Source organism: Luminiphilus sp. nBUS_07, from assembly GCF_051201685.1.
Taxonomy (GTDB): Bacteria; Pseudomonadota; Gammaproteobacteria; order Pseudomonadales; family Halieaceae; genus Luminiphilus.
On the sequence record NZ_CP179213.1, the window covers coordinates 2,068,952 to 2,082,595 of the forward strand.

General features: G+C 52.6%; 13 protein-coding genes. All 13 read right to left on the reverse strand.

Translation table 11 applies throughout. The features are described 5' to 3' along the window. Positions 1–19: 19 nt before the first annotated feature. On the reverse strand, positions 20–1,969 hold the full coding sequence (locus tag ACMAZB_RS09210) for a transglutaminaseTgpA domain-containing protein (protein WP_435216670.1): 1,950 nt from the start codon (positions 1,967–1,969) through the stop codon (positions 20–22). Then, on the reverse strand, positions 1,966–2,961 hold the full coding sequence (locus ACMAZB_RS09215; RefSeq protein ID WP_435211211.1) for a DUF58 domain-containing protein: 996 nt from the start codon (positions 2,959–2,961) through the stop codon (positions 1,966–1,968). The genes ACMAZB_RS09210 and ACMAZB_RS09215 overlap by 4 nt, the downstream gene beginning before the upstream one ends. Beyond that, positions 2,945–3,877 (reverse strand): AAA family ATPase, encoded by a 933-nt coding sequence (locus ACMAZB_RS09220; RefSeq protein ID WP_435216671.1) that lies wholly within the window; start codon positions 3,875–3,877, stop codon positions 2,945–2,947. Before ACMAZB_RS09220 ends, ACMAZB_RS09215 begins: the two co-directional genes overlap by 17 nt. 10 nt (positions 3,878–3,887) lie before the next feature. Beyond that, on the reverse strand, positions 3,888–5,102 hold the full coding sequence (locus ACMAZB_RS09225) for an O-succinylhomoserine sulfhydrylase (RefSeq protein ID WP_435216673.1): 1,215 nt from the start codon (positions 5,100–5,102) through the stop codon (positions 3,888–3,890). 42 nt (positions 5,103–5,144) lie between these two features. Next, a complete protein-coding gene (purF, locus tag ACMAZB_RS09230) occupies positions 5,145–6,662 on the reverse strand; it encodes an amidophosphoribosyltransferase (protein ID WP_435211216.1) in 1,518 nt (505 codons plus the stop codon). A 15-nt stretch (positions 6,663–6,677) separates the two neighbouring features. Continuing rightward, a complete protein-coding gene (locus ACMAZB_RS09235) occupies positions 6,678–7,247 on the reverse strand; it encodes a CvpA family protein (protein WP_435211218.1) in 570 nt (189 codons plus the stop codon). Further along, complete coding sequence (locus tag ACMAZB_RS09240) at positions 7,244–7,858, reverse strand: SPOR domain-containing protein (protein ID WP_435216674.1); 615 nt, start codon at positions 7,856–7,858, stop codon at positions 7,244–7,246. The genes ACMAZB_RS09235 and ACMAZB_RS09240 overlap by 4 nt, the downstream gene beginning before the upstream one ends. Then, positions 7,859–9,139: a bifunctional folylpolyglutamate synthase/dihydrofolate synthase gene (locus tag ACMAZB_RS09245; protein ID WP_435216676.1), complete on the reverse strand. Its 1,281-nt coding sequence runs from the start codon at positions 9,137–9,139 to the stop codon at positions 7,859–7,861. A gap of 5 nt (positions 9,140–9,144) precedes the next feature. Further along, a complete protein-coding gene (gene accD / locus ACMAZB_RS09250; protein WP_435211223.1) occupies positions 9,145–10,050 on the reverse strand; it encodes an acetyl-CoA carboxylase, carboxyltransferase subunit beta in 906 nt (301 codons plus the stop codon). Positions 10,051–10,115: 65 nt separating this feature from the next. Beyond that, complete coding sequence (gene trpA, locus ACMAZB_RS09255) at positions 10,116–10,931, reverse strand: tryptophan synthase subunit alpha (RefSeq protein ID WP_435211225.1); 816 nt, start codon at positions 10,929–10,931, stop codon at positions 10,116–10,118. A gap of 21 nt (positions 10,932–10,952) precedes the next feature. Next, on the reverse strand, positions 10,953–12,173 hold the full coding sequence (gene trpB, locus ACMAZB_RS09260) for a tryptophan synthase subunit beta (RefSeq protein ID WP_435211227.1): 1,221 nt from the start codon (positions 12,171–12,173) through the stop codon (positions 10,953–10,955). A 3-nt stretch (positions 12,174–12,176) separates the two neighbouring features. Next, entirely contained in the window at positions 12,177–12,803 is a 627-nt protein-coding gene (locus ACMAZB_RS09265; protein ID WP_435216677.1) for a phosphoribosylanthranilate isomerase, read from the reverse strand. 53 nt (positions 12,804–12,856) lie between these two features. Further along, positions 12,857–13,636, reverse strand: a complete 780-nt coding sequence (truA, locus tag ACMAZB_RS09270; RefSeq protein ID WP_435216679.1) for a tRNA pseudouridine(38-40) synthase TruA — start codon at positions 13,634–13,636, stop codon at positions 12,857–12,859. Positions 13,637–13,644: the final 8 nt, after the last annotated feature.

Genomic DNA, 13,644 nt, shown 5'->3' on the forward strand with positions numbered 1-13,644 from the left:
GATTGACTCAAAAAGGCGCTTACGGGGCCTCTGAAGCTTCAGGGGCTACTCGGTAAAGCTCCCCAATTGCTGCCTCTAGCGCAAGACACAGGGGGTCTCCAACTGGGAGCTGCTCACGGGCGCGCCTGAGGGTGCGCAACGGCGGCTCGCCAAAGGGGCGCTCTAACCCGCGTTTCTCAAGACGCACGCAGATAGCGCTGAAGCGGCGCTCAGCAGGCAGCAACAGTTGAATTCGACGCACTCGGTGCAACCAGAGCATTAGGGGCAGAAGAACCAAACCCCAGCTACCAAGCATCAGCACGATAAACCACGAGACCCTGATTTCACCAAACCAGTCTTTCAAGAGGCCGATTTGACGTGTGCTATCAAAGCCCACCACAAAGCTCTGCCAACTAAACGTTAAGGCGTCATAACGGAGCCGAACCCAATTCAATACATTGATACTCCGGAAACGGTAAGCCGATATCAGGGAATCAGACAAAAACCCGGGCTGCCCGTCCAAAGCAGCCTCGATACCAAGTTCAATTCGACTTGGCGCAACCGCTGCGGTGGGATCAACGCGAACCCAGCCCTCACCCGCAAACCACACCTCTGCCCAAGCATGAGCATCAAACTGCCTGACCACTAAAGTATTGTTTAGAGGGTTAACTTCGCCCCCTTGGTATCCCGCTACAATTCTTGCCGGTATTCCGGCCATCCTGAGCATTGCCACAAAACTGTAGGCATAGTGTTCACAAAAGCCTCGTCGAGAATCAAAGATAAATTTATCAACGAAATCTTGTGACTGAATTTCCGGAGGTTCCAGCGTGTAGTAAAACGGCTGTTCTCTAAAGTAATTGAGCAATGCCACCACGAAATTTCGGTCATCACTGTGCTGATCGCGCAAATTCTTTATCCAAACTTCGGTAAGCGGATTCAACCCCTTTGGGAAAGCCGTTTCCAGGCGCCTTCGCCAGGTACTTAGATTTGGTTGCAGTGCCACACCTGGCCATGAGGTGACGTCGTAACCAAACTGGAATTCAATCGGGCTAGTGACAGCTAGCCGAAAATCGTTCGCCTCATACACCCCTGACGTTGATGAATCTGCATACGCTATTCCGTAAAGCCAGCGCTGCTGTGTTGGCTCCAAGACAACTCGGTACCGCAGTGGCTCACCAAGAACGTCAGGCCGTGTTGGCTTTCGCTCTGAACTCGGCAATTTTCGCCACCCTAGCGTTTGCCAAGCCCCTTCCTTGAATTCACTGAGCACCAAGCCCCGCCAATACAAAGACGGGTTTTCAGGAATCACGTCATCGAATTGAACCCGAAAAGCTACATCCGCTGAGCGCCCTAACTTGGTCACAGCGCCGGGTCGCAGAAAATCGCTCATTCCCGTCTGGCCTTGCCCAGATTTGGAGGGCACGCTCCAGATAGGACCAATTCGAGGGAATAGGAGAAACAGTACAACCATCATGGGTACTGCAAGTGTCAACATTTTAAGCGCTAGTAACGGCTCATTCTTTGACGCTACTAACGCGGGACTTTGATTCAAGCTAATCAGTGCCGTCACCAAAAGTCCCGTACAAAACACCGAGTACAGGGTAGCGGGCAATGTTTGGGTGAAGATGAATTGCGTCACGCAAATAAAAAATCCCAAGCAAACGAGTAGATAACCGTCTCTGTCGCGAATTGCCTCAAGGATTTTTAACGCCGCTGCAACGAGCAATAAAGCCACCATGGGCTCCAGACCTATGAATGTGCCATAGCTTATAAACACCAGCATCGCACCTGCGACTCCAAGGAGTAAACGCAGCCAAGTCTGTGGCATTTCTGCACGCTGACGAAACATCTGCAAACGCCACAGGGCTGTCGCCAAATAAATAGCAACAACCCAAGGGGGGATTCGTTCCAGAAGGGGTAACATGACGGCAATCTGGCAACTAATGAGCCAGAGCAGTGATCGTCGAGGCAACTGTTCACCTGAAATCACATCGCCCCTCCTTGAGCTAGCTCGTGCAATGCCAAGGCGCGCAGTGCTAAGTCACGCTGTCGATCGCCTGCCGCGATGGGTAGCTCTAGATTGGGCAAGCGAAGACCAAAATTTTCTCCACGCGCGTGATGTTGCAAGACCAACCAGCACAGCCAGGAGAGTTTTTGCTCTACAGATCCACGACTAAAATCACGCCAATCTAACCAATGATTTTTATGTTGGGGCATTGAGTGGAGTTTGCTTTGCAGCGGCAGCCCTCGAGCATGGCTACGCCAATCAATCAATCGGGGCGCGTCGCCTATACGGTAATCCCTAAAGCCCATTAAATCGTCAAGGCCCTCCTGATCGCTAAAACCCTGATTAGCGGTCTCACTGTAGGGAGACTCCCAGCTGTCCACTGCAATCGGTTGCGGCCAAACCAGCGCACGGACATCAAAGCTGGCAAAGCTCCAACAGCGAAGAAGCCCTAGCGGGTACCTCGACTCAATTTTTAGTTTTGGCGAAGCAAACCACCCCCGCGCATTGACCGGATGATGAAGTGCTACCTCTACTTCACCACCTGCAGGAACATCAACCAAAACCTCGCTACCCGGCCATATCAGTTTCACTGAATGATGCCCCCGCCGCGAGCTCTTACAACTGATTCGGAATACAAACTCTGCTTGCTGCCCAGGAAAAACAGACTCTGCACGAATACCCGTAATCACCATGTTGAGTAAATTAGCGTGGGTAAAATGAACCGCCACAATAAACAGCATGGCCAACCAAAATGTTAGACCGTAGGCGAGGTTATTCTGGTAATTAATTGCTGTCAGCAGCATGAGCAGCAGGGTGAACCCAAATAAAAAGCCCTGCCGCGATGGAAAAATAAAAAGCCTGCGCTGAGTCAGCATTATCGTCCTAGCCGCTGGCAGGCGCCGATCCAGCCAACGGCGATAACGCTGAAGCAGGAAGCTCTTTACTCGGTCTTGATGGCTAGCCGGGAATAACATCAACTTGGCTACGCAACAGCGCTACCAACGCCTCCCCGTCACCCGCGTAGTCGGCACTGGGAATCAATCGATGGCCGATAACAGGGCCTAACACCGCCTGAACATCATCAGGAGCCACATAATCTCTACCCTCCATTTGCGCCCAAGTTTTGGCCGCGCCAACAAGAGCAAGCGCACCACGGGGAGACAAGCCTACCGCGAATTCTGACGCCTCTCGGGTAAACGCTATTAAACGTTGAATATATCCCAACAAGCTCTCGGAGAGCGCGGTCTTATCTATCGAGGCCCGCATTTGAAGAAGTTGCTGGGATGTAATGCATTGCTTAACGATAGATTTAATCGGCAGACTACCCCGCTGTAACAACTCCCGCTCCGCCTCTGAATTGGGGTAGCCCAACGAGAGTCGCATAAGGAATCGATCAAGCTGAGACTCAGGGAGCGAATAAGTGCCCGACTGATTAACCGGATTTTGCGTAGCGATAACAAAAAATGGTTCAGGCAAAGGCCTAGACTCACCGTCGATGCTGACCTGTCGTTCTGCCATCGCCTCGAGCAGCGCGCTCTGGGTACGCGGTGTTGCCCGGTTTATCTCATCAGCCAAAAGCAGTTGATTGAATATTGGGCCCGGGCGAAATTGAAACGCCTCTGTATCACGACTAAAAATTGACACCCCCAAAATATCTGAAGGTAAAAGGTCAGAGGTGAATTGAACTCTCGCGTAACTAAGCCCCAATACATCCGCTAATGCGTGAGCCAGAGTGGTCTTGCCCATGCCGGGCAGGTCTTCGAGCAGTAAATGTCCTGAAGTCAGCAAACAGCACAACGCTTGCCGCACTGTTTGCTCTTTGCCCAACAAGACCTCACCAATATTAGCGACTGCATGATTGATAAGCGCTGGAACATCGGATGCTGACACAGTTATGGACCTAAACGCTGAGAGCGTCAAAGCCGCGCTGGCAATCGGCCTTCAAGTCGTCGATGTGCTCGAGTCCGACAGCAATCCGAATCAACCCTGGCGTGATGCCTGCCGCACTACGTTGCGCTGGTGATAGCCGCCCGTGCGTCGTCGTGGCGGGGTGCACAATTGTCGTCTTGACGTCTCCTAAGTTTGCGGTAAGAGACATCAGCGATGTTGCATCTATAAAACGCCATGCCGCGTCTTGCCCGCCAGGCACCTCAAAAGACAGCACGCCGCCAAAGCCGCTTTGCTGACGACTTGCCAACTGGTGCCCCGGATGATCTGAAAGGCCAGCATAGTGAACACGAGCTACGTCCGGGCGCTGCTGCAACCAATGAGCAAGCCCATTAGCGTTCTCGCAATGCGCACGCATACGAAGACTGAGAGTCTCTAGACCTTTCAAAAAGACCCAGGCGTTAAAGGGACTCATTGAGGGGCCACAGGTGCGGATGAAGTTGGTGACCTCTGCCATATCTGCAGCCGATCCGACAGCTGCACCACCTAACATGCGCCCCTGGCCATCTAGATACTTGGTCGCAGAATGGATGACGATATCTGCACCGTGCTCAAGGGGCTTCTGCAGCGCTGGTGTACAAAAACAATTATCAACAACGAGGCGCGCTTCAAAATCTTTGGCGACCGCGGCTAAAGCTGCGATGTCAGCAACTTCACAGACAGGGTTAGAGGGCGTCTCACAGTAAAACAATCGAGTCTTTTCATTTGCTGCTGCGCGCCACGCAGCAACATCTCCCAGAGGTACAAAGGATACGGAAACCCCCATACGGGGCAGGTATTTATCGAACAAACCAACCGTGCTGCCAAAAACATCGCGGGAACAGACAACATGGTCGCCACTGCTGAGGAAGGCCATGCACGTTGCCAAAATAGCAGACATACCTGATGCCGTTCCCACTGCAGACTCAGCATTTTCCAAAGCCGCCAAGCGCTCTTCGAAAACCCGCACGGTAGGGTTTGTATAACGCGAGTAAACGTTGCCGCCAGTCTCACCACTGAAGCGAGAAGCGGCGTCTGCCGCGCTATCAAAAACATAGCTAGATGTCGTGAATATGGGCTCGCCATGTTCACCCTCACCGCTGCGGGCTATGCCCGCTCGAATACCCAACGTTTCTTCATGGGCATTATGCAACCAGTCGGGCAACGACCCTTTATCGACGGATCTCACGAGGCTCCCGGGGTGTTCGCAGTGGTAGGCAAAGCGACTGCTCTACACATCATTATGTAATCCCACAACGGCGCCATCTTGCGCGGCCGCGAGCCGTATCTCAGAGCCCTCAGAACGGGCGGCCTCAATCGAATTAAGGTACTGCTCGTCAATCTGACCCGCCTTATAGCAGCCGTCAAAGACCGAGCACTCAAAATCTTCAATAGCCTCATTACCCTCTTGAGAACAGGCCAGGAGATCCTCTAAATCTTGATATACCAGCCAGTCTGCGCCGATCAAATCGGCAATCTCTTCCTCCGTTCGATCGTGGGCAATAAGCTCATTGGCAGCGGGCATATCAATGCCATAAACATTCGGAAATCGAATGGCTGGTGCGGCTGACGCAAAATACACGTTTTTTGCACCCGCATCTCGGGCCATTTGAATAATCTGACGACATGTAGTGCCACGCACGATGGAATCGTCAACCAACATGACATTCTTGCCGTCAAACTCCAGTGGCACAGGGTTCAGTTTCTGTCGTACCGATTTTTTTCGCTGACTTTGGCCCGGCATAATAAAAGTCCGGCCGATGTAGCGATTCTTCATGAAGCCCTCACGGAACTTAACACCCAATTCATGGGCGAGGGACTGCCCAGCAACTCGACTCGTATCAGGGATTGGAATCACCACATCGATGTCATGATCAGGGCGCAGTTTCAGTACTTTGCGCGCAAGTCGCTCGCCTTGACGCATGCGAGTTTTATAAACGGAAACGCCATCAATAAGTGAGTCAGGTCGCGCAAAATAGACGTGCTCAAAGATGCAGGGCATCAACTTCGTTTTTTCTGAGCACTGTCTGCGAATTAGGGTGCCTGCAGCGGAAATAAAGATACCCTCACCAGGCGCAACATCGCTCAACAGACGAAACCCTAAAACATCCAGAGCCACACTTTCTGAGGCAACCATATATTCAGGCTCCCTACCCTCGTGCTCCCGAATACCAATCACTAACGGTCGAATACCAAATGGGTCTCGAAAAGCGACGATGCCCAGGTTTGCAATCATTGCCACGGCGGCGTAGCCGCCCTCACAGCGTTCGTGCATCGCTGAAATTGCCGCAAAAATGTCATCCGCATCGGGAAATAGCTTTCCCAATCGCTGGATTTCATGGGCAAAGACGTTGAGCAGCACCTCTGAGTCGGAGTCCGTGTTTAGATGCCGACGATCGCTTTCAAAAATCTCAGCGCTCAACTGGGATGCATTAGTGAGATTGCCATTGTGAGCGAGCGCTATTCCGTGGGGAGAGTTCACGTAGAAAGGCTGAGCCAACGCCGTACCCGAGCTTCCTTGAGTCGGATAGCGAACGTGGCCAATGCCAAATGATCCCAGAAGACGGGACATATGCTGGGTACGGAAAACATCTTTAACCAGCCCCTCGCCCTTTCGCTGCAAAAATTTGCCGCGGTAGCAGGTCATGATACCGGCGGCATCCTGACCACGATGCTGCAGCATCGTCAGCGCATCATAGATTTCCGTCGCCACGTCAGTACCGCCGACGATACCTACCAATCCACACATGGATGTCTCTCCGAGTCAGATCATATCAGCAGACTCGAGGGTTTCCTCGACCTGCTCAACGGGTTCAGTTTTTAGAATCTCAGCTGTATAGCCACCTAGTTGAGTCGCAATCTCATCAATCGTTGGCATAAGGGACGAGCGATCGATCAAGTTTTGCTCAGAGTCAGGAACAACTGAACGCAACACAAAGGTCGCTACGATCACGAACACAACGCCCCTTAATAAACCGAACAAAGCGCCAAAGACACGGTTGCCCAAATTGAACCCGGGCTGACGCATCTGCCGCGCCATTAAGCGACCGAGGACACTAAAAGTAGCCAAGACTCCAACAAATATCAGAGCCCACCCCACCAGGAAGCGCAGCGTCTCATTTTCAACCAAAGCCGTGAGGGAGTCAGCCAAAGATTGCGCCAGCAAATTGGCGCCAACAAAAGCTATTAGCCATCCGGATAAGGAGAGAATTTCCCGACCTAGGCCTCGATACAGACCCACTAACAGCGAGAGCGCCAAAACCAACACGATAAACCAATCAAACCCGTTGAAACCGGATGTAGCGCCACTCAATTGTTGTTCAATTTCATTCATAGAGGTTGTTGATACCTGACTACCATAGATTTCACTTTCAGCACGCGGTCGACTTCAGATTTTATCGATTCAAAACTTTCTTTTTCAAACTTTGGGCCAATCTGGATACGCCACTGAACAACTGTATCCCTCGCAAAGCGGGCATGAAAGGCTGGATAGCCCTTGTCGACGAGTTGTTCGACTAGGGTCTTAGCTCTTGACTCTGAACTCACTGTCGCGACCTGCAGCACCCAGGCTTGGGGATAACCCGCTGCATCAAGCACCGGAACAATAGGCGCCGCATCACGAAGCTCAAGTTTTTGCACCGAATCTACAGCGTTTAACTCGGAGAGATTGCTATCGGACTCCCCGTCCACTAATCGAGTCATTTCATCCGCTTGCATTTGAGACTCACGATCAATCTCTGGCGGTTTTACTCGCTCGCGAATGGTCGCCTCTGGGGACTGCGGCTGAGCTAGGGGTGACCTATCAATATCGGGACGTTGGGGTGTTGGCCGCAACTCAATCGGTTGCTGATCAACGGACTCAACAAAAACTATGGGCCAGAAAACCACGCATAGGGCTATCAAAACCAGAGCACCAACCAAGCGTTGACGAAGAATGGGATTCATTCAGTCAAAGGTCTCCTGACCTGTATGGACCTGCTGTAGGCAGGCAAGCTGTGCACCAACTGTCACAAAGGATCCGAATACCAAAATGCGATCTCCGGGTTTTGAAGCGCTCTCGATGCCCTCAAAGGCCATCCTAGGCGTAGGATAACACCGCACTGTTACCTTCGGTGAGATCGTTTTAATAAGCTGGGCCAAATCTGCGGGCGCAGCCGCCCTCGCGACTTCCTCGTGAGTGGGCAAATGCCAACTAGAAACGCCATCTGCCAGCATACCGATCATATCACGCAGCGGTTTATCGGCCATGGCACCAAATATCACATGGGTCTCTTGGCCTTCGGTTTCTTGGCCCAAGGCGATCGCTAGACGTGCGACTGACTCACGATTATGCGCAACGTCTAGCCACCAAACACGATCCTGTACTCTAAGCTGCTGTTGACGGCCAGGCACCGTAAGATTTTGCAGCGCTTCATCTATGCAATCTTGATCGGGCGTGCGATTTAATTTGTCCGCCGCGATCACCGCTGCACCTAAGTTACTTGCCTGCAGAGCGGGCACCTCTGGCAACACGCGCTGAACGCCATCGGGCAAAGTCAGCTCTGAATTGCAAAGCAGCCAATCACGGTCCAGCGCTGCTACGTCTGCTCCTAAAGCTTTCAAATGAGGTAATAGTGTTGATGGCAGATCACGCTCAGCGACGACCGCCGGCTTTCCATAGCGCGCGACGCCTGCCTTTTCGATCGCAATTAAGTCTCGTGTGTCACCCAACCATTCAGTGTGGTCTATCCCGATACTCGTGATAACACAGACATCAGCATCGAGCATATTGACGGCGTCGAGTCGGCCTCCCAAACCCACCTCCAATATCTGCACATCCACGCTCTTCTGCCGAAATAAAACGAGGGCTGCCAAAGTCGCAAATTCAAAGTAGCTCAGCGATATGGATTGCCTGTGCTCTTCGATCGCGGCAAAGGTCCCCATAATTTCGACATCACTTGCTGGCATACCATCGATGGTGATTCGCTCATTAAAATTCAGCAAATGCGGTGAGGTATAACAGCCTACCGAGACGCCCTGTTGGCTCAATAGCGCCGCTAAGGCGCCCACGCAACTGCCCTTTCCGTTGGTACCCGCTATCGTCACGGTTTGACAACTTGCAGGCAAAAGCCCAAGTCGATGAGCCACGGTTTGTACACGGGTTAACTCAAGATCGATTTTCTGCGGATGCAGCGTCTCAAGGTGAGTCAGCCAGGCATCCAGTGTTTCGGCGCCAGCCAGTGCCATGCAATTTATTCGACGGGCTCAGGCACAGATGCCGCCAGATGCTCTTGACTGCCCTCCTGACCCGCCAACTTGGAGAGAATACGACCCAGGGTGTCACGCATTTCCGAGCGAGGCACGATCATGTCAATGGCGCCGTGCTCCAGCAAAAATTCGCTGCGCTGAAATCCTTTGGGGAGTTTCTGGCGAATGGTTTGTTCAATGATATTGGGGCCAGCAAATCCTGCCCTGGCATCAGGCTCAGCCACATTGATATCACCAAGAAGTGCAAGGGACGCCGACACGCCACCATAGATTGGATCCGTCATTACTGACACAAACGGCAAGCCATGGAGTTTGAGACGCTCAAGTACTGCCGAGGTTTTCGCCATTTGCATTAGGGATATCAATGCCTCTTGCATTCTCGCCCCGCCCGATGCGGCAAAACACACCAAGGGTAATCCGTTGTTGAGAGCATGAGTGGCAGAGCGCGTAAATTTTTCACCGACCGCATAGCCCATTGAGCCACCATGAAAATTAAACTCGAAGGCAACGGTGACGAGCTCCAAGCCATGCAACCGACCCTGCATTGCCACCAAGGCGTCACGTTCACCGGTGCTTTTCTGGGCCGCCGTCAATCGATCACGATACTTGCGTTTATCTTTGAATTTAAGCCTATCGATGGGCTCGAGGTCGGCAAAGAGCTCTTGACGGTCGTCTGCGTCAAGGAATATATCGAGCCTTCTGCGCGCACCCACACGCATATGATGGTCACACTTAGGGCACACTTCCAAATTGCGATCGAGATCTGGCCAATAAAGCACCGCATCGCACTTGATGCACTTTTTCCAGAGCCCTTCAGGCACGTTGACGCGCTTTTGTTCTGCCTCGTCCTTGCGGACACCGGAAGGAAGAATTTTGTCAATCCAACTCATATCGGACTCCGATCAGCTAACACCCAATATTATAACCCTACGCTAGCCACCAGTAGTGGGCACATTTACATATTATCAATACCGGCTCTAATCGACCCCAACAGCGCTACCGCTTTCTCAACGCCACCATCTAGAGAACCACCGGCCTCCACAACGCCAATCATCGTATCAATGAGAGCGCTGCCTACAACCACTCCATCCGCCATGGCACCCACCGACGTCGCAGATTCGGCGTCTTTGATACCAAAGCCCACGCAAATTGGCAGCGTCGTAGCTGCACGAATCACATCCAAGTGCATGCCAACATCAGAACTGTCTAGGTTCCCCGCACCCGTAACACCTTTAACCGCTACGTAATAAATAAAGCCCGAGGCATTAGCGGCGATCGTGGCAATCCTTTGCGCAGGTGTCGTGGGCGAAATCAAGAATATGTTATCGATGTCTACCTGTTGCAGTTCGGCATTAAGAGGCCCTACCTCTTCAGGGGGCAAATCTACGGTGATCAAACCATCGACACCAGCGGCGGCACACTCAGACGCAAAGTTTGCGTAACCCATTCGCTCCACTGGATTGGCATACCCCATGATGACAATCGGCGTTTTCTGGTCTCGTTGTCGAAACTCGACCACCATTCCTAACACCTGCGTTAGGGACACATCGTTAGCCAGTGCACGTTCATGGCCCCGTTGTATTACGGGCCCTTCTGACATAGGGTCAGAAAACGGCACGCCTAATTCAAGGATGTCAGCACCGGCGGCGACGAGACTATGCAGCATGGGCACCGTCGTAGCGACGTCAGGGTCCCCTGCGACAATGTATGGAATAACGGCTTTACGCTGCGAGTGTCGCAGCGCTTCAAAACATGGGGTGAGTCTGCTCACGTTCTATCCTACTTTTGGGGTTTAAACTTCAATACCTTCAATGGCCGCAACGGTTAAAATATCTTTATCGCCTCGCCCCGACAGATTGACAATAATGTGTTGCTCGGGCGTCATTTCCGCGGCCAATTTCTCGGCGTAAGCCAAAGCATGCGCGGTTTCTAACGCTGGCATGATTCCCTCTGTTCTCGTCCAGTGATGAAATGCTGCGAGCGCCTCATCGTCATTGGCCGCAACGTAGTTGACTCGGCCAATATCTTTTAACCAACTGTGCTCTGGGCCTACACCCGGGTAATCGAGGCCTGCAGATACAGAGTGTGTCTCCATGATCTGGCCGTTTTGATCCTGCATGAGGTACGTCCGGTTGCCATGCAATACCCCTGGCACCCCTGCAGATAATGGTGCTGCATGCTGTCCAGTTTCCACTCCGTGGCCACCGGCTTCGACGCCGTACATCATCACCTTTTCATCTGACAGGAACGGATGGAAGAGCCCAATTGCGTTTGAGCCACCGCCGACACAGGCCACCAACGCATCGGGTAGCTTGCCGGTCATTGCGAGCGACTGCCGTCGAGCTTCGCGACCAATCACGCTTTGGAAATCCCGCACAAGCATGGGATAAGGGTGCGGCCCTGCGACAGTGCCGATGATATAGAACGTGTTATCAACGTAGGTAACCCAATCACGTAAGGCTTCGTTCATCGCATCTTTGAGCGTCTTTGAACCTGAAGTCACGGGAATCACTTCAGCGCCCAATAACTTCATCCGGTACACATTCAGCGCCTGCCGCTTAATGTCTTCCGCGCCCATAAAAACATGGCACTCCAATCCAAGACGGGCTGCAACCGTTGCACTGGCCACGCCATGCTGTCCCGCCCCTGTCTCAGCAATAATACGCTTCTTGCCCATATGCTTAGCTAATAATGCCTGGCCTATCGTGTTATTAACCTTGTGAGCACCCGTGTGATTCAAGTCCTCGCGCTTGAGAAAAATACGCGCCCCACCAATGGCGTCAGACATACGACTTGCTTCGTACAGCGGAGATGGTCTGCCTACATAGTGTGCAAGGTCAGCGTCAAATTCCTTTTGAAAATCGGGATCGCAAGAGAGGTCTCGATAAACCACCTCCAAATCTGCCAACGCAGACATCAGAGTTTCCGCGACAAACTTGCCACCGTATGGACCAAAGCGCCCATCGGGGTCAGGCACCGAAGCGAACAAATCTGGACTAATCATTTCAGTCATAACTTATGCCTCAACCGCCTCTCGAGCGGCCTGTATGAATTGCTGAATTTTTTCCGGCTGTTTAATGCCCGGCGAGCATTCAACACCACTACTTACGTCAACCGCACTGGGACGCACCTTCATCACAGCCTCTGCAACATTAGCGGGATTTAGCCCTCCCGCCAAAATGATAGGCCTTGTTCGAGTCGGCGGAATAGCATCCCAATCGAAACGATGACCGGTTCCCCCAAACTGCCCATTAACCACGGCATCAAGAAGAAAACCGCGAGCACGGGGGTAGTCTGCCATTACCGATTCAAGCCGGTCACAGACGCCTCCCGGTAGTGCCCTGATGTAGGGCACCTGCCACTGCTCACAGAACTCAGGGTTCTCATTGCCATGCCACTGGACAACATTAATGGGTAACGCGTTCAGCAGACCTTCAACCTCTTCTGCCGTCGGATCGACCACCAACGCTGTCACGGTAATCAATGGCGGCAATACGGCACAAATATCCGCTGCTTTCTCCAACGAGACCGCGCGCTTGCTACCGGCCCAAAACACCAAGCCAATCGCGTCTGCCCCCGCATTTGCAGCAGCAAGGGCGTCTTCCTCTCGCGTAACACCGCAAATTTTTACCTGAACGGACACGCACTAACCTCAGCGTTTAATGAAGCGCTGCAGTGTAGCAAACCTCGAGGTTCTTAACTGCCCCCCAGGAATAATGAACTGGGGGGGGAATTCTGTGGTAACTCAAAGCGCCGAGGGTAGGTGATTGATTGCAAATAAAGCCCCTCCGCCCCCGCTGTATCACCACCAAGTGTCCTATCTTTGCCTGCAAGCAGCTCCGCAATCCATTCGCATGGCCGCAAACCTAAACCTACCATTTGAAGTGAGCCCACTAAGTTACGAACCATGTGATACAGAAATGCATTCGCTTCAATATCGAGCACCACAAAGTCGCCAACCCGCTTCACACTAACCTCAAGAATTTCCCGTATGGGATGCCTGGCTTGACACTGAGCAGCACGAAACGCACTAAAGTCGTGTTCACCACAGAGGGCTTGGCTGGCGTCGTGCATCGCTTGCGCGTCCAAAGGTTTACGACAGTGACTCACCAGGCCCACATGATGCGGCGACTGAATACCTGTATTACTGATTATGTATCGGTAACGCCGTGACGTCGCGCTGAACCGCGCGTGAAATTCCTCAGGCACCGATTTTGACCAGTGCACTCTGACCGTCGCGGGAAGATGACGATTGACTCCCATAACCCAGGCTTTCTGGGAGCGACCAACGGGATCATCAAAGTGCACAATTTGTGCAACACCATGAACAGCCGTATCGGTTCTCCCCGCACAATGCGTGGTAACGGGACAGGTGGCGATTTTGCTCAGCGCTTGCTCCAGCGTTGCTTGGACCGTTGCCACAGGAAGATGAGGCTGCGCCTGCCATCCACAAAAGCTGCCGCCATGGTAGCTCACGCACAGTG